The sequence below is a fragment of the Streptomyces sp. NPDC006314 genome, from assembly GCF_040613075.1.
In the GTDB taxonomy this organism is placed as follows: Bacteria; Actinomycetota; Actinomycetes; order Streptomycetales; family Streptomycetaceae; genus Streptomyces.
Genome location: NZ_JBEXRL010000001.1, coordinates 530,560 through 546,498 on the forward strand (window position 1 = coordinate 530,560; position 15,939 = coordinate 546,498).

Below are 15,939 nucleotides of genomic sequence, written 5' to 3' on the forward strand. Positions count from 1 at the left end.
GTCACCCGAGGGGCCGACCCTCGACGGCACGCGGCCGGCCGCGGACGCGTGGGGGCCTGCCGCGCGGCAACCCGCGCCTGCGGGCAGTCGTACCGCTGGGGGGGGCGCCCGTCCCCGAGCAAGGCGCCACCCGGCCGGCACGGGCAAGCCACCGAACCCCGGCCGGCCGCGGCGCGCCCTCAGCCGCGTACGTCCCGCCACGCCTGCGGGATCCGTGCCGCGACGTCGTGCGCTCCCACCGGCGCCCCCTCCGCCGCGAACCGCCCGGCGAGACCGTGCAGATACGCCGCCACGCTCCCCGCGTCCAACGCCGACAGCCCCGCCGCCAGCAACGACCCGGCAAGGCCGGACAGCACGTCCCCGCTCCCCGCCGTGGCCAGCCACGACGTACCCGTGGCGTTCACCCGCACGGCCCCGCCCGCGGAGTCGGCCACCAAGGTCGTGGACCCCTTCAGCAGCACGGTCGCCCGGTACACCGCCGCCAGCTCCCGTGCCGCGGCCAGCCGTGCCCCCTCGACCTCCTCCCGCCGCAGCCCCAGCAGCGCGGCGGCCTCCCCCGCGTGCGGCGTCATCAGCGTCGGAGCCGTACGCCCACGCACCGCATCCCGCTCGGCCAGCCGCAGCCCGTCCGCGTCGACCAGCACGGGCACATCCGCCTCCAGCACCTCCGCCACGGTCACCGCGTCGTCCCCCGCCCCCGGCCCGACCACCCAGGCCTGCACCCGCCCGGCCTTGGCGGGCCCGGTATCGGACACAAGCGTCTCCGGGAAGCGGGCGAGGACCGCTTCCCCGGCGGGCCCCACGTACCGCACGGCTCCCGCCCCGCCCCGCAAGGCCCCGGAGACGGCGAGCACGGCGGCGCCCGGATACCGCGCCGACCCGGCGGCGATCCCGACGACCCCCCGCCGGTACTTGTCGCTCCCGGCGGCCGGCAGTGGCAGCAGCCGCGCCACATCCGCGTGCTGCAGGGCCACCAGCTCACCCTCGGCAGGCAGTTCCAGCCCGATGTCGACGAGCCGCACGACCCCGGCGTACCCCCGCGCGGGATCGACCAGCAACCCGGGCTTGTACGTACCGAAGGTGACGGTGAGGTCCGCCCGGACAGCGGCCCCGCGCACCTCCCCGGTACCGGCCTCGACCCCGCTGGGCAGATCCACCGCCACCACGGCGGCCCGAGACCGTTCCGCCGCCGCCGCGAGCCGCTCGGCACCCGGCCGTAGCCCGCCCCTGCCCCCGATCCCGACGATCCCGTCGACCACGAGATCGGCCCGCTGGATCAGCTCCTCGACGGCGTCATCCGCCGCGACGCGGCCTCCGGCCCGCCGCAGGGCACCGAGTCCCCCGGCATGGACCCGCTCCGGCGAGAGCAGCACGGCCGTGACCCCGGCTCCCCGCCGCGCCAGCCGCGCCCCCGCATACAGCGCGTCCCCGCCGTTGTCCCCGCTGCCGACGAGCAGCACCACCCGGCTGCCGTAGACCCGCCCGAGCAACTCCGCGCAGGCGGCGGCCAGCCCCGCGGCCGCCCGCTGCATCAGCGCGCCCTCCGGCAGCCGTGCCATCAGCGCCCGTTCGGCCGCCCTTACCGTCTCCACGCTGTACGCAGTACGCATGGCACCGAGTCTGCCCCGGAACCCCGGCCCCCCACACCCGGGCACTCACCCTTCGGCGACCACCACGGCCGAGGCCACCCCCGCGTCATGGCTCAGGGACAGATGCCAGGACCGCACTCCCAACTCCGCCGCCCGCGCGGCGACGGTGCCCTTCACCCGCAACCGGGGCTGCCCGCTGTCCTCGACGTACACCTCGGCGTCGGTCCAGTGCAGTCCCGGCGGCGCCCCCAGCGCCTTCGCCAGCGCCTCCTTGGCGGCGAACCGGGCCGCGAGCGAGGCGATCCCGCGCCGTTCGCCGCTGGGCAGCAGCAACTCCCGCTCCACGAACAACCGGTCCGCCAATCCCGGCGTCCGCTCCAACGACGCCCGGAACCGATCGATCTCGGCGACGTCGATCCCGACTCCGATGATGCTCATGGGCCGCAGCCTACGGTCGCGGCCCGGTGCCGGGCGCCGGGACGGCTCGTGCCGTCTACGCTCCGGACATGACATCACAGGCCTATCTCTCCGACCTGTTCTCGCTGGACGGCCGTGTCGCCCTCGTGACCGGCGGCAGTTCCGGCATCGGCCGGGCCATCGCCGGCGCGCTGGCGCGTGCCGGGGCGAGCGTGGTGGTCGTGGCCCGGGACAAGGGCCGACTGGAGAACGCCGTGGGCGAGTTGCTGGCCGACGGGTGCCGGGCGGCCTGGGTGAGCGGGGATCTGAGCACCCGTGAGGGGGTGCGCGTGGCGGCCGAGGAGGCGGCCGGCGCGTTCGGGGAGCCCGACATCCTCGTCAACTGCGCCGGGATCAACCTCAGGCCGCCGATGAGCGAGCTGGGCGAGGACGTGTGGGACGCCACCATGGCGGTGAACCTGGAGGCCCCGTTCCTGCTGGGGCAGCGGTTCGGACCGGGGATGGCCGAGCGCGGCTTCGGCCGGATCATCCACGTCACCTCTCAGCAGGCCCACCGGGCCTTCGTGCAGAGCGGCGCCTACGGCGTCTCGAAGGGGGCGTTGGAGTCGCTGGCCCGCTCCCAGGCCGAGGCGTGGTCGCGACACGGCGTCACCTGCAACACGCTCGTGCCGGGTTTCGTGATGACGCCTCTGAACGCACGCCTGTCGTCGGACCCCGAGCGGGTGGCGGCGCTGGCCGCGCGGACGATGGCCGGACGCAACGGGCTCGCCGAGGACTTCGAGGGGGCGGCGGTGTTCCTCGCCGGCCGGGCGTCCGCGTACATCACCGGTCAGTCGCTCTTCGTCGACGGCGGTTTCTCGGTCCACTGAGCCGGGTTCGTCACCGTACGGTGCCGCTCGGCCCTGGCGGGAAGAGGATGGCGCGGGGACCGCCGCACCCCCGTTTCCGGGGGGCGGGACGACGGCGGTCCCCGCGAGGGACGCGGGCCGGGTCAGGGCCGGGCTTGCGCGTCCGTGGCGTCCTTGGAGGTCCGGGAGCCGCTCCGGAGTTCCTCGGCGCCGTTCGGTGCCGGCCCGGGCGGGGAGTCGCTCCCACCCCTGCCGACACCCACTACTGTGCCGGACCCGTGTTAAGCGGGTGCTGCGCACACGTGACACCCTCGTGCCACTTCCGCGAACCCCGTCCCGTCACAAGTCCGGCGCGGGAAACCGCGGTTGCCGGTGGTTCGGCTACTTGTTGCCGCCCTTGGCCAGGAACGCCAGCAGGTCCTGCCGGCTGACCACACCGGTCGGCTTGCCCTCGACCAGGACGATCGCCGCGTCGGCCGAGCCCAGCACCGACATCAGGTCGCCGACCGGCTCGCCGGAGCCGACCTGGGGCAGCGGGGCGCACATGTGCTTCTCCAGCGGGTCGTCGAGGGACGCGCGCTTGTTGAACAGGGCGTCCAGCAGCTCCCGTTCCACCACCGAGCCGACGACCTCGGCGGCCATGACGTCCGGGTGACCGGCGCCCGGCTTGACGACGGGCATCTGCGAGACGCCGTACTCGCGCAGCACCTCGATGGCCTGGCCCACGGTCTCGTCCGGGTGCATGTGCACCAGGGACGGGATGGAGCCGCCCGCCTTGTCCTCGAGGACGTCGGCGACGCGGGCGCTGGGGCCCTCGTCCTCCAGGAAGCCGTAGTCGGCCATCCACTCGTCGTTGAAGATCTTGCTGAGGTAGCCGCGTCCGCTGTCCGGGAGCAGGACGACCACGACGTCGTCGGGACCGAGCCGCTCGGCGACCCGCAGCGCCGCCACGACGGCCATGCCGCACGAACCCCCCACCAGCAGGCCCTCCTCCTTGGCCAGGCGGCGGGTCATCTGGAAGGAGTCCTTGTCGGAGACCGGGACGATCTCGTCGGCGACGGTGCGGTCGTAGGCGGTCGGCCAGAAGTCCTCACCGACGCCCTCGACCAGGTACGGCCGGCCGGACCCGCCGGAGTACACCGACCCCTCGGGGTCGGCGCCGATGACCTTGACCCTGCCGTCGCTGGCGTCCTTCAGGTAGCGGCCGGTGCCGGAGATGGTCCCACCGGTGCCGACGCCCGTCACGAAGTGGGTGATCTTCCCCTCGGTCTGCTCCCACAGCTCGGGGCCGGTCGAGTGATAGTGCGAGAGCGGGTTGTTGGGGTTGGAGTACTGGTCGGGCTTCCAGGCGCCGGGGGTCTCACGCACGAGCCGGTCGGAGACGTTGTAGTACGAGTCCGGGTGCTCGGGGTCCACGGCGGTCGGGCAGACGACGACCTCGGCGCCGTACGCGCGCAGCACGTTGATCTTGTCGGTGCTCACCTTGTCGGGGCACACGAAGATGCACTTGTACCCCTTCTGCTGAGCGACGATGGCCAGTCCCACACCGGTGTTTCCACTGGTCGGCTCGACGATCGTGCCACCCGGCTTCAGCTCGCCGCTCTGCTCGGCGGCCTCGATCATGCGCAGGGCGATGCGGTCCTTCACGGAGCCGCCCGGGTTGAAGTACTCCACCTTGGCCAGGACGGTCGCCTGAATGCCCTTGGTCACGTTGTTGAGCCTCACCAGCGGGGTGTTGCCTACGAGGCTGATCATCGAGTCGTGGAAGTGCACCGTTGTCTCCGGTTGCTTTCAAAAAACAGTGGTCGTAGTGGTTCCGCCAGCCTAAGGCCCCCCGGTGACGGGTGGTGGTCGTTCACCCCCTCGTCGAGATTGGCGAACGGCCGGTACGGGGCAAGGAGTGGGTACGGCTACGAGGAGGTGGCGGCGACGCATGACGAGCATGTCGAGGGCGAGAGTGGCCCGGCGCATCGCGGCCGGAGCGGCGTACGGCGGTGGCGGGGCCGGGCTGGTCGGCGCGGCGGCCGTCGGTCTGCTGCTGGCGGAGATGCGGCTGGCCCGGCGTCATGTGGGCAACGGCAGCGGCGGCCGGGTGCCGGTGGCCGACGGCGTGTACGGCCATGCGTACGACATCCCCGGTGAGCCGCCCCTCCGGCTGACCATGCTCGGTGACTCCACGGCCGCGGGGCAGGGCGTGCACCGGGCGGGCCAGACCCCGGGGGCGCTGCTGGCGTCGGGGCTCGCGGCGGTGGCGGAACGGCCGGTGGAGCTGCGCAACGTCGCCCTGCCCGGCGCCCAGTCCGACGACCTGGACCGCCAGGTGGCGCTGGTGCTTTCGGCGTCTCCCGTCCCGGACGTCTGCGTGATCATGATCGGCGCGAACGACGTGACCGGCCGGATGCCGGCGACGCGCTCGGTGCGGCACCTGTCGGCGGCGGTACGGCGGCTGCGCACGGCCGGCGCGGAGGTGGTGGTCGGCACGTGTCCCGATCTCGGCACCATCGAGCCGGTGCAGCAGCCGCTGCGGTGGCTGGCGCGGCGGGCCTCGCGGCAGCTGGCTGCGGCCCAGACGATCGGCGTGGTCGAGCAGGGCGGGCGGACGGTGTCCCTGGGCGATCTGCTGGGCCCCGAGTTCGAGGCGAATCCGCGGGAGCTTTTCGGGCCGGACAACTACCACCCCTCGGCGGAGGGGTACGCGACGGCCGCCATGGCCGTGCTGCCGACGGTGTGCGCGGCGCTGGGGCTGTGGCCGGCGGAGGAGGAACGGCCGGATGTTTCGCGTCGCGAGGGTTTCCTGCCCGTTGCTCGCGCGGCGGCGGAAGCCGCTTCCGAGGCGGGCACGGAGGTCACGGCGGCGATGCCCACGGGGCCGCGCGGACCGTGGGCGCTGCTCAAGCGGAGGCGGCGGCGCCGGGTGCCGGAGGCCGAGCCCGCGACTCCGTCGGTGTGACCCACCCAACCAAAGCAAGCGCTTAGTAAATTGCGGTCAGTGTCACACCACCACACCCGTGACCTGGGCCATACGGACGGGTAACTTCCAACCGGCATGCCCTTACCCCTCGTACCGCCACTGGAGCCGTGATGCCCGAAGCCGTCATCGTCTCGACCGCCCGCTCCCCCATCGGCCGCGCCTTCAAGGGCTCCCTCAAGGACCTGCGCCCCGACGACCTGACCGCGACCATCATCCAGGCGGCCCTCGCCAAGGTCCCCGAGCTGGACCCGAAGGACATCGACGACCTGATGCTCGGCTGTGGTCTGCCGGGCGGCGAGCAGGGCAACAACCTCGGGCGGATCGTCGCCGTGCAGATGGGCATGGACCACCTGCCCGGCTGCACGATCACCCGCTACTGCTCCTCCTCGCTCCAGACCAGCCGCATGGCCCTGCACGCCATCAAGGCCGGCGAGGGCGACGTCTTCATCTCGGCCGGTGTCGAGATGGTCTCCCGGTTCGCCAAGGGCAACTCCGACAGCCTGCCGGACACGCACAACCCGTTCTTCGCCGAGGCCGAGGCCCGTACCGCCGCCGTCGCCGCCCAGGAGGGGACGACCTGGCACGACCCGCGTGAGGACGGGCTGGTCCCGGACGCGTACATCGCCATGGGGCAGACCGCGGAGAACCTCGCCCGCTGGAAGGGCGTCACGCGCCAGGACATGGACGAGTTCGGCGTCCGCTCGCAGAACCTCGCCGAGGAGTCCATCAAGAACGGCTTCTGGGAGCGCGAGATCACCCCGGTGACCCTCCCCGACGGCACGGTGGTCGGCAAGGACGACGGCCCGCGCGCCGGCGTCACCCTGGAGGGCGTCCAGGGCCTCAAGCCGGTCTTCCGCCCGGACGGCATGGTCACCGCCGGCAACTGCTGTCCGCTGAACGACGGCGCCGCCGCGGTCGTCATCATGTCCGACACCAAGGCCCGCGAGCTGGGCCTCACCCCGCTCGCCCGCATCGTGTCCACCGGTGTCTCCGGCCTGTCCCCCGAGATCATGGGCCTCGGCCCGGTCGAGGCCTCCCAGCAGGCGCTGCGCCGCGCCGGCCTGACCATCGACGACATCGACCTCGTCGAGATCAACGAGGCCTTCGCCGCCCAGGTGATCCCCTCCTACCGGGATCTCGGCATCGACCTCGACAAGCTGAACGTCAACGGCGGCGCCATCGCCGTCGGCCACCCCTTCGGCATGACGGGCGCCCGCATCACCGGCACGCTCATCAACTCCCTCCAGTTCCACGACAAGCAGTTCGGCCTGGAGACCATGTGCGTCGGCGGCGGCCAGGGCATGGCGATGGTCATCGAGCGCCTCAGCTGACCCACCGTCCGTAGCGAGCCAGGCACGTTACGTCAGTAAAAGGCCCGGTGCCCGGAAAACCCCCGGGGCCGGGTCTTTCTGTGATCCAATCTCCCCCAGGATGTGACCTATCTCCCCCGCCGGAGACTCTGCGCAGGTCAGCGCCGTTCCACCCGAAACCCCGCGACCCAAGTCCTGCCCGTTTCGTGACGTTACGCACTGACAGCTGCTTAGTCCGCCCTTCAAGCTGATGTAGGAAGTCGGGGGTCGACTTTGAACCGGGAGTACGTCAGTGAGCGCCATGCCGATCGCCCTGCTGCTCACCACGGCCGCCACCGGCGCCGTGGGCGTCGCCGTCCTGCGCACCGTGCTGAAGCTGCGCCGCCAGATCGCGGAGCTGCACACGCAGCTCGCCGAGAGTGATGCCGCCGCCGTGCGCGCGCTGCTGCCGAACGCCCGTGGCGACGCCGACGGGGACCGGATACGCGCGGCCGTGGCCGAGGCACTGGCGGAGGAGCGGGAGCGGGAGCTGGCCGAGGCGCGCGCCTTCTGGGCGGCGCAGGAGGCCCGTGACGCCTCCGACGCGCCCTCCCTGCTCGGGCTGCCGGACACCGACCTGTTCCTGCCCCGGCAGACCGACTTCGTGGGCCTGGAGCCGGTGTCCGAGCCGACCGCCGACGCCGACGAGTTCTCCGGGGAGTCCCCTGAGCTGGCCGCGGCCCGTCGCCGCCACCCCTCCCACCCGGACTTCGTCCCGGTGCAGTCGCCCGGCGTGCACGACCACGAGCGCATGGTGACCATGCTGGAACAGCTGGCCGCCGAACGCGTCGAACTCGCCGACGTCCGCCCGGGGCCGCTCGGCACCCTCGACGTGTACGTCTTCGCCGACGGCACCACCCTGTGCATGACGCCGGGGCACCGGGAGACGGCGGAACGCCTCGCAGCGGCCCTGAAGGCGGGTGAGCTGCCGTACCTGCTCGGCGGCTCGGGCATCTCCGGCGCCTACACCCTCACGTTCGCGTGCGGCGAGGACACGGTCTACGTCCTGGCCGACAGGGTCATCGCGTCTCTCTGATTCACACCCCCGCGCGCTGACGCGCCTCCTCCACGCGCCGCACCGCTTCGGCGACCTCGTCGTCGCTCTTCAGCACCAGCGCCAAGTCGTGCGCGGCCACGAGGATTTGGTCGGCCACCGCGAACATCCCCGCGTCCGGCATCTCCCGGGGCTCGGTCCCCGGCTCCTCCGCCCGCTGCGTCCACCGGGCGAACTCCCGGGCCAGCGCCAGCGCCTCGGCCGCCGCGCTTCGTTGCAGCCGGCTCTGCGGTGCCGCCCGCAACCGGTCGGCGAAGTGATCCACTGCTTGGGTCAAGGGCGTCGTATCAAGCACGCGCCGAGCGTAACGCGCCGCACTGTTGCCAATACGCGAACCCTCAGGCACGGTGACGTGAAGGACCGGCTTACATCCCCTTTGCGTTCGGAGGCGCCGATGTCCCAAGTCTTCTCCGAGGAGACCCACCGCAATCTGCTCGCCCGCATCCCCCACTGCACCGGTCGTGAGATCTCCGACTGGCTGCGCACCGTCGAAGAAGGCCCGGCTCTGTTCCGCTTCGAGGAGAAGGTCAGCTGGCTCCGGCACGAATACGACCTGGCGTACGGCCACGCGAAGGCGATCGTGCACGAGTACGACCTGAGGAGGGCAGCGCGCAAGCTGCTCTGAACGGCGAAGGCCCCGGGCGGATCTCAGGTTCTAGTGGTCGTTGCAACACCCCGGTTCAGGGGTGGCAATGGACTTCAGGATCCGGGAGGACCGGCCGCCGCAGGGACCCAGGAAGCTGGTTCAGGAGCGGGAGGCGTACTTCCGGTTCGTGGACCAGGGAATGGGCCACTCCGAGGCCGCCGCAGTTATCGGCATCAACGTCCGGACGGGCAAGCGATGGCGGAACGGACGCGGCGCCTCGGGCAGGAACAGGGCGGCACCACCGATCAACGCGGTGGTGCCGCCCCCTGTTGAGGCCGCACCGCCCGTGCCGTCGCGCCATCTCGGTGAAGCAGACCGCATCCACCTCGCCGACCGGCTGCGTGAGAGGGCCACCATCCGGGCCATCGCGGCCGAGCCGGGGCGCGGCCCGTCGACGATCAGCCGGGAGACACGCCGCAACCGGCACCCCACGAACGGCCAGTACAGGCCGCACGCAGCCCAGGCTCGCGCGATGGCCCGCCGGCCCCGCCCCAAGGCGGGGAAGATCGGCCAGAACCGGGAACTGCGGGACTTCGTCCAGGAGCATCTGACCCGGCGCTGCGAGCCCCGAGCAGATCCGCCACGCTCTGCGCAGACGCTTTGCCGACCGGCCGGAGATGCACATGACCCACGAGACCATCTACCAGGCCCTCTATGTCCAGGCCGCGGCGAACCGCGCCGCGAGCTGACCCGTGCCCTGCGCACGGGACGGGCCATGCGCCGCCCCCACCGCCATGCCGCCAAGCGGCAGCCGCGCTCCTCCCCTCCCATGGTGATGATCAGCGAGCGGCCCGCCGAAGTGGCCGGCCGTGCCGTCCCCGGCCACTGGGAAGGCGACCTCATGCCGCAGTTCCCGCTCCGCCATCGCCACCCTGGTCGAACGCAGCACCCGCTACCTGCTGCTCGTCCACCTGCCCACCGGCCACAGCGCCGCAGCCGTCCGCAACGCACTCGCCCAGACGGTCCAAACCCTTCCCCTGCACCTGAAACGGTCCCTGACCTGGGACCAGGGCGCCGAGATGGCCGCCCACCACGCCTTCAGCACCGCCACCGACATCCCGGTCTACTTCTGCGACCCCGGCAGTCCCTGGCAGCGCGGCTCGAACGAGAACACCAACGGCCTACCGCGGCAGTACTTCCCCAAGGGCACCGGCCTCTCGCTCCACACCCCCGAACACCTGGCCGCCGTGGCCGCCGTGGCCGCCGAGCTCAACAGCCGCCCACGCAAAACGCTCGGCTGGGAAATCCCAGCCGAGCGCCTGTCCAAACTGCTCGCGGCTTGATCAACTCACCGCGGTGTCGCTACGACCCCTGGAATGCGCCGATTGCCCGGGGCCCTGCCTGCGACCGGCGGATGCGCTAGTCGTTGCTGCTGAAGATCGCCACCAGCCGCAGCATCTCCACGTAGATCCACACCAGGGTCAGGGTGAGGCCGAACGCGGCGAGCCAGGACTCGTTGCGCGGGGCGCCGTAGGCGATGCCGTCCTCGATCTGCTTGAAGTCGAGGGTCAGGAAGAACGCGCCGAGCAGGATCGCGATGATGCCGACGAGCGCGCCGAGCGGGCCGAAGCTGCGCAGGCCGCCGTTGTCGGCGACGCCGAACACGACCAGCAGCAGGTTGACCGCCATGACCACCATGAAGGCGATCGCGATGGCCATGCCGATGCGGGCGTAGCGCGCGGTGACGCGGATCCAGCCGGCCTTGTAGATCAGCAGCGTCGCGCCCGACACCGCCATGGTGCCGAGCACCGCCTGGAACGGCGCGCCGCTCCACCGGCTGTTGAACATCTCGCTGATGACGCCGAGGAAGACACCCTCGAAGGCGGCGTATCCGAGGATCAGCGCGGGCGACGGGGTGCGCTTGAAGCTCTGGACCATGGCCAGGACGAACGCGATCAGCGCCGAGCCGATGGCCAGGCCGTAGCTGGTCGTCGAGACCGGCAGCAGCGCCCAGGCGAGGACGGCGCCGACGGCGACCGTGCCGAGCGTGAACGCCGAGCGGACGACGACGTCGTCCATGGTCATCCGGTCGGTGGTGACCGGGGCCTGCGGCGGGGCGCCGTACTGCGTGTCCTGCTGGGCGTACGGGTTCTGCGCATAGGGGTTCTGCGCGTAGGGGCCCTGTGCGTACCCGGCCTGCGGTGCGGTGTTGAAGCCGGCGTAGCCGTTGTCGCGGCTGAACCCCCGTCGCGAGAAGACCGGGTTACTGCTCCTCATTTCACTCCTCCATGGCCACCCTGCGTGGCCTTGGCTCAAGAGTAATGGATTGGCAAAGGATCGCACGTAATACCTGGGGAGGATCTTTCCCCCGTCGTGCTGCGCAACACGCTACGCGCAAGGGTGATTCCCGGCCATGGGTGATCTCGTTCCATGACGAACCCGCTACCCAGTCGAGAGGAAACCCGGTGCAGGCCTCGGCCAGGTCGGTCTCGGCCGCCCGGGAGGAGGCGATGCGCTTCAGGCGGGCGCCGGAGGCGGTGGCGTCCGGGGCGCGGTGCAGCAGGGCCGTCAGGGCCGCAGGGCCGTGGGCCGCAGGAGAGCCGGCCGGCCTGCCAGATCCGGCGCAGACAGGCCGCGGAGCAGCCGTCGAGCAGTTCCGGGGCACCGGTCTGCTTAGACCGGACGGCGCTCCCTCACCGCCCTCCCTGTCGCCCAGATGCCGGGCTTACGCCACCGTGCTCGACGAGGATTCGCCCGTGGAGGAATCTCCGCCGGCGCGATGGTGATGCGGCGGGAGCTCGCGGAAGTGCTGGTGTGGCCACTCAACGGGGTGGCGCCGGGTCCCGTGCGCGCCCTGCCCGCTCCACCCCGGCCGCGGCGGGGACCAGCTCCGGCCGGACCGGTCCGACAGCGAGCCGTGCAGGCTTTTGATCGTCTCGGGGGGACATGAGCTTGGTCTTCGGGCCGCGCCGCATACGGTCTTCCCCAGCTGGTGCACCCACGCCTGGATGGTCCGCTTCGAGAGGTGCTCCGATAACCCGATGTCGCAGTCGCCGGGCGCCGGGTAGATAGGGCGCTCCAGCTCGCCGTGGCACGCGTAGCGGTACCGGTTTCCACGCCGGTGCGGTGGTCGACTGCCTCCTTGCCCCTCGCCCACCGGGGGCACTGCTGGCCGCACGCGTTGACCGCTTGGCGGAACGCCTGCGCCGCTTCCGCGCCGCTCGTCGCCGTCGAACCGCTCGCGCTGCCCTTCGCCGTCTCTGGAGCCGCACGTGCGCCAGCGACACGGATGAGTGACCCCGAAATCCGCCCTTTTCGCCGGATCAGTGGCTATTTCCATATGAGTGCCCGGAGCCGGACTTGAACCGGCACGCCCGCGAAGGGGCAGCGAGGTTTAAGCTCGCCGTGTCTACATTCCACCATCCGGGCAGGCCATGGGCTCCGCAACTGAGGCTTGAGCCTATCGGGAGGCGTCCCCCGAACAGCGGGCGAGCGGACCGATGTTGTCTTATTTTATTGACGTCTGAGGGTGCATCAGCCCATGGAACGCGCCATCCGCACTTGCCAGACAGCGTGACGTGACCCGGGTGCGGTCGCACACGAAATGACGGAATTTCACCTACCGAACGAGGGCGCTCCCCCCGTTCTCGTCGCCGCGGGCGTCAGGGTCGTCCGTCCTCCCCAGGTATGACACGGGCCCGCTCCGTCCGACCGGAGTCGCCCCCGGAAACCGGAACAGCGACTGACTGCACGGACGCCCGCGGCCGGGACGATGGATCAGTCCCCACGAACAGACGTCGTCCCGACAGGAGCACTCCCCCGTGACCACCACACCCACCGCCGGCCGGGCCACCGCCGTGGCCGCACGCGCCACGGAGCTGTCGAAGATCTACGGGCAGGGTGAGACCCGGGTGGTCGCCCTGGACCGGGTCTCCGTCGACTTCCGGCGGGCCGAGTTCACCGCGATCATGGGTCCGTCCGGCTCCGGCAAGTCCACGCTGATGCACTGCGTGGCCGGCCTCGACACCTTCTCCTCCGGGTCCGTTCGCATCGGCGACACCGAGCTGGGGTCCCTGAAGGACAAGCAGCTCACCAAGTTGCGCCGGGACAAGATCGGCTTCATCTTCCAGGCCTTCAACCTGCTGCCGACGCTGACCGCGCTGGAGAACATCACCCTGCCCATGGACATCGCCGGGCGGAAGCCGGACAAGGTGTGGCTGGACCAGGTCATCCAGATGGTCGGGCTGTCCGGGCGGCTGAGCCACCGGCCCTCCCAGCTCTCCGGCGGACAGCAGCAGCGCGTGGCCGTCGCCCGTGCCCTCGCCTCCAAGCCCGAGATCATCTTCGGTGACGAGCCGACCGGCAACCTCGACTCGCGCTCCGGTGCCGAGGTGCTCGGCTTCCTGCGCAACTCCGTGCGCGAGCTGGGCCAGACGGTGGTCATGGTGACCCACGACCCGGTCGCCGCGGCCTACGCGGACCGCGTCGTCTTCCTCGCGGACGGACGGATCGTCGACGAGATCCACGGCCCCACCGCCGATTCCGTCCTCGACCTGATGAAGCAGTTCGACGCGAAGGGCCGTACCAGCTGATGTTCCGCACCGCCCTGCGCAACGTCTTCGCGCACAAGGCCCGGCTCCTGATGACCGTGCTCGCCGTCATGCTCGGCGTGGCCTTCGTCTCCGGGACGCTGGTCTTCACCAGCACCATCTCCGACGCCTACCAGAAGAGCTCCGCCAAGGGCTTCGACCGGGTCGACGTCGCCGTACGGCCCGAGTACCAGGACTCCACGGGCGACAAGGTCGGCAAGACTGCCGAGCTGACCCGGGCACTGCTCGACAAGGCGGCGAAGGTGCCGGGCGCCGCCTCCGCGACCGGCGTCGTCACCGGGTTCACCGCCGTCGCCGACAAGGACGGCAAACTGGTCGGCGGCGACTGGCAGTCCGCGGGCGGCAACTACTGGGGCACCAAGGACGCCCGGTACCCGCTGGTCAGCGGTCACGCCCCGCGCGGCAAGGACGAGGTGCTGCTCGACTCCAGGACCGCCGAGCGCGCCGGCTACAAGGTCGGCGACACCGTGCGCCTGTCCGTCGACGGCCTGGTCCTCACCCCGACCGTCGCCGGCATCTTCACCACCGACGACGGCAACGTGGCCGCGGGTGGCAGTCTCGCCCTGTTCGACACCCCGACCGCGCAGACGCTGTTCGGCAAGAAGGGCACGTACGACGAGATCGACGTGCAGGCCGCCGCCGGAACCAGCCAGCCGGCGCTCAAGGCCGAGCTGGACAAGGCCCTGCCGTCCCGCCTCGTGGAGACCACCACGGGCAAGCAGCTCGCCGACGACCAGGCGCAGATGATCTCCTCCTCGATGAGCGGGCTGCGACAGGGCCTGCTCGTGTTCGCCGGTATCGCCCTCTTCGTCGGCACGTTCATCATCGCCAACACCTTCACCATGCTGGTCGCCCAGCGCACCAGGGAACTGGCCCTGATGCGGGCGGTCGGCGCCTCCCGCCGCCAGGTCACCCGCTCGGTGCTCATCGAGGCGTTCGCGGTCGGCACGGTCGCCGGTGTGACCGGTCTGGCCGCCGGTATCGGCATCGGCGCGGGGCTGCGCTCCCTGCTGGGCTCGTTCGGCGCGAGCGTGCCCGACGGGCCGCTGGTGATCAGCCCGGGCACCGTGGTGACCGCCCTCGCGGTCGGCATCCTCATCACCATGCTGGCCGCCTGGCTGCCCGGCCGCCGGGCCGCGAAGATCCCACCGGTGGCGGCGATGAGCAGCGTGCACGCCAAGGCCACCGCCAAGTCGCTGGTGCTGCGCAACACGCTCGGCGGGCTGTTCTCGGCGGCCGGCGTCGCGGTGGTCCTGACGGCCACGACCATGGACGCCGATGCCGGCCAGGGAGCGATGGGTCTGGGTGCCGTCCTGCTGATCATCGGCGTGTTCATCCTGACCCCGCTGCTGTCCCGCCCGCTGATCGCGGCCGCCGCCCCGGTGCTGCGCGTGTTCGGTGTCTCGGGCAAACTGGCCCGGCAGAACTCGGTGCGCAACCCGCGCCGTACGGCGGCCACCGCCTCGGCGCTGATGATCGGCCTGACCCTGATCACCGGCATGACGGTGATGGCGGGCAGCCTGCAGACGTCCATCGACAAGATGGCCAGCTCGGCGGTCCGCGCGGACTACATCGTCTCGATGGCCAACCGCGGCCCGCTCTCCCCCGACGTGGCGGAGAAGCTCGCCGCCACCGACGGCGTCACCGCCAGCAGCCCGCTGCGCAACGGCCAGTCCCGTATCAACGGCGAGACCGAGTTCCTGACCGGCGTCAACGGCGCGGTGATCGGCAAGCTGACGGACCTCGAGGTGGACGACGGCTCCTTCACGGTGGGCGGCTCGCGGGTCGTCGTGGACAAGGACCGGGCCAAGTACTACGGCTGGAAGGCCGGTTCCGAGTTCACCGCGCACTTCGAGGACGGCACGGCGCGGAAGCTGACGGTCGCCGGGGTCTACGAGGGCAACGACCTGCTCAACGGGATTCTCCTCGACAACAAGGTCCTCACCCCCCACCTGAGCGACCCGGCTGACATGCAGGTCATGCTCAAGACGGCGGACGGCGCCTCCGGCGCGGCGAAGGACAAGCTGGAGAAGGCCCTCGGCAGTAACCCGGCCATCAAGGTCCAGGACAAGCAGGACATCTCCAACGAGATCGCCAAGATGTTCACGCTGATGCTGAACATGGTCTACGGCCTGCTCGGCATGGCGGTGATCGTCGCGGTGCTCGGTGTCATCAACACCCTGGCGATGTCGGTCTTCGAGCGCTCCCAGGAGATCGGCATGCTCCGCGCGATCGGCCTGGACCGCAAGGCGGTCAAGCGGATGGTGCGCCTGGAGTCCCTGGTGATCTCCCTGTTCGGCGGTGTGCTCGGCATCGGCCTCGGCGTGTTCTTCGGCTGGGCGGCCGGTGAGCTGCTGGGCACGAAGATGCCCACGTACGAACTGGTCCTGCCCTGGGGCCGGATGGCGGTGTTCCTGCTGCTGGCGGGCACGGTCGGCGTGCTGGCCGCCCTGTGGCCGGCCCGGCGCGCCGCCCGGCTGAACATGCTGGCGGCGATCAAGGCCGAGTAGCGGTA

Annotated in this window: 12 protein-coding genes, 1 tRNA gene and 2 pseudogenes; 8 read left to right on the forward strand and 7 right to left on the reverse strand. The window is 71.3% G+C overall.

Annotation, left to right across the window (positions count from 1 at the left end; translation table 11 throughout):
* Window positions 1–179: 179 nt before the first annotated feature.
* The gene (locus ABZ079_RS02370) at window positions 180–1,610 is read right to left on the reverse strand and encodes an NAD(P)H-hydrate dehydratase (protein ID WP_356937491.1); all 1,431 of its coding nucleotides are present in this window, start codon (window positions 1,608–1,610) and stop codon (window positions 180–182) included.
* A gap of 45 nt (window positions 1,611–1,655) precedes the next feature.
* Complete coding sequence (locus ABZ079_RS02375) at window positions 1,656–2,027, reverse strand: holo-ACP synthase (RefSeq protein ID WP_356937492.1); 372 nt, start codon at window positions 2,025–2,027, stop codon at window positions 1,656–1,658.
* A gap of 68 nt (window positions 2,028–2,095) precedes the next feature.
* Between ABZ079_RS02375 and ABZ079_RS02380 the strand changes: the two genes are divergently transcribed.
* Window positions 2,096–2,875 (forward strand): SDR family oxidoreductase, encoded by a 780-nt coding sequence (locus tag ABZ079_RS02380; RefSeq protein WP_356937493.1) that lies wholly within the window; start codon window positions 2,096–2,098, stop codon window positions 2,873–2,875.
* A gap of 360 nt (window positions 2,876–3,235) precedes the next feature.
* On the opposite strand, the gene ABZ079_RS02385 is transcribed toward ABZ079_RS02380, so the two are convergent.
* A complete protein-coding gene (locus ABZ079_RS02385; RefSeq protein ID WP_356937494.1) occupies window positions 3,236–4,627 on the reverse strand; it encodes a cystathionine beta-synthase in 1,392 nt (463 codons plus the stop codon).
* Between the two features lie 160 nt (window positions 4,628–4,787).
* Between ABZ079_RS02385 and ABZ079_RS02390 the strand changes: the two genes are divergently transcribed.
* The 3 genes from ABZ079_RS02390 (at window position 4,788) to ABZ079_RS02400 (ending at window position 8,210) form a co-directional block, all read left to right on the forward strand.
* Entirely contained in the window at window positions 4,788–5,804 is a 1,017-nt protein-coding gene (locus ABZ079_RS02390) for an SGNH/GDSL hydrolase family protein (protein WP_356937495.1), read from the forward strand.
* A 131-nt stretch (window positions 5,805–5,935) separates the two neighbouring features.
* Window positions 5,936–7,156, forward strand: coding sequence for an acetyl-CoA C-acetyltransferase (locus tag ABZ079_RS02395; RefSeq protein ID WP_356937496.1), 1,221 nt, complete (start codon window positions 5,936–5,938; stop codon window positions 7,154–7,156).
* Window positions 7,157–7,427: 271 nt separating this feature from the next.
* On the forward strand, window positions 7,428–8,210 hold the full coding sequence (locus ABZ079_RS02400; RefSeq protein ID WP_356937497.1) for a hypothetical protein: 783 nt from the start codon (window positions 7,428–7,430) through the stop codon (window positions 8,208–8,210).
* Window position 8,211: 1 nt separating this feature from the next.
* Here ABZ079_RS02400 and ABZ079_RS02405 read toward each other — a convergent pair whose 3' ends face one another.
* Window positions 8,212–8,523 (reverse strand): hypothetical protein, encoded by a 312-nt coding sequence (locus ABZ079_RS02405; protein ID WP_356937498.1) that lies wholly within the window; start codon window positions 8,521–8,523, stop codon window positions 8,212–8,214.
* Window positions 8,524–8,622: 99 nt separating this feature from the next.
* Here ABZ079_RS02405 and ABZ079_RS02410 point away from each other — a divergent pair, with 99 nt between their 5' ends.
* On the forward strand, window positions 8,623–8,853 hold the full coding sequence (locus ABZ079_RS02410; protein WP_356937499.1) for a DUF4287 domain-containing protein: 231 nt from the start codon (window positions 8,623–8,625) through the stop codon (window positions 8,851–8,853).
* A 160-nt stretch (window positions 8,854–9,013) separates the two neighbouring features.
* Window positions 9,014–10,157: pseudogene (locus ABZ079_RS02415) on the forward strand (IS30 family transposase).
* A gap of 76 nt (window positions 10,158–10,233) precedes the next feature.
* Here the strand turns inward: ABZ079_RS02415 and ABZ079_RS02420 are convergent.
* The 3 genes and pseudogenes from ABZ079_RS02420 to ABZ079_RS02430 form a co-directional block, all read right to left on the reverse strand.
* Window positions 10,234–11,091 carry a Bax inhibitor-1/YccA family protein gene (locus tag ABZ079_RS02420; RefSeq protein ID WP_356937500.1) on the reverse strand — a complete coding sequence of 286 codons (858 nt, stop codon included), beginning with the start codon at window positions 11,089–11,091 and terminating at the stop codon, window positions 10,234–10,236.
* Between the two features lie 175 nt (window positions 11,092–11,266).
* Window positions 11,267–11,489: pseudogene (locus tag ABZ079_RS02425) on the reverse strand (4-hydroxybenzoate 3-monooxygenase); the annotation flags it as partial.
* A 670-nt stretch (window positions 11,490–12,159) separates the two neighbouring features.
* Window positions 12,160–12,243: transfer RNA gene (locus ABZ079_RS02430), tRNA-Leu, on the reverse strand.
* Between the two features lie 392 nt (window positions 12,244–12,635).
* Here ABZ079_RS02430 and ABZ079_RS02435 point away from each other — a divergent pair.
* Both ABZ079_RS02435 and ABZ079_RS02440 read left to right on the forward strand, forming a co-directional pair.
* The gene (locus tag ABZ079_RS02435) at window positions 12,636–13,406 is read left to right on the forward strand and encodes an ABC transporter ATP-binding protein (protein ID WP_356937501.1); all 771 of its coding nucleotides are present in this window, start codon (window positions 12,636–12,638) and stop codon (window positions 13,404–13,406) included.
* Entirely contained in the window at window positions 13,406–15,934 is a 2,529-nt protein-coding gene (locus ABZ079_RS02440; protein ID WP_356937502.1) for an FtsX-like permease family protein, read from the forward strand. Before ABZ079_RS02435 ends, ABZ079_RS02440 begins: the two co-directional genes overlap by 1 nt.
* Window positions 15,935–15,939: the final 5 nt, after the last annotated feature.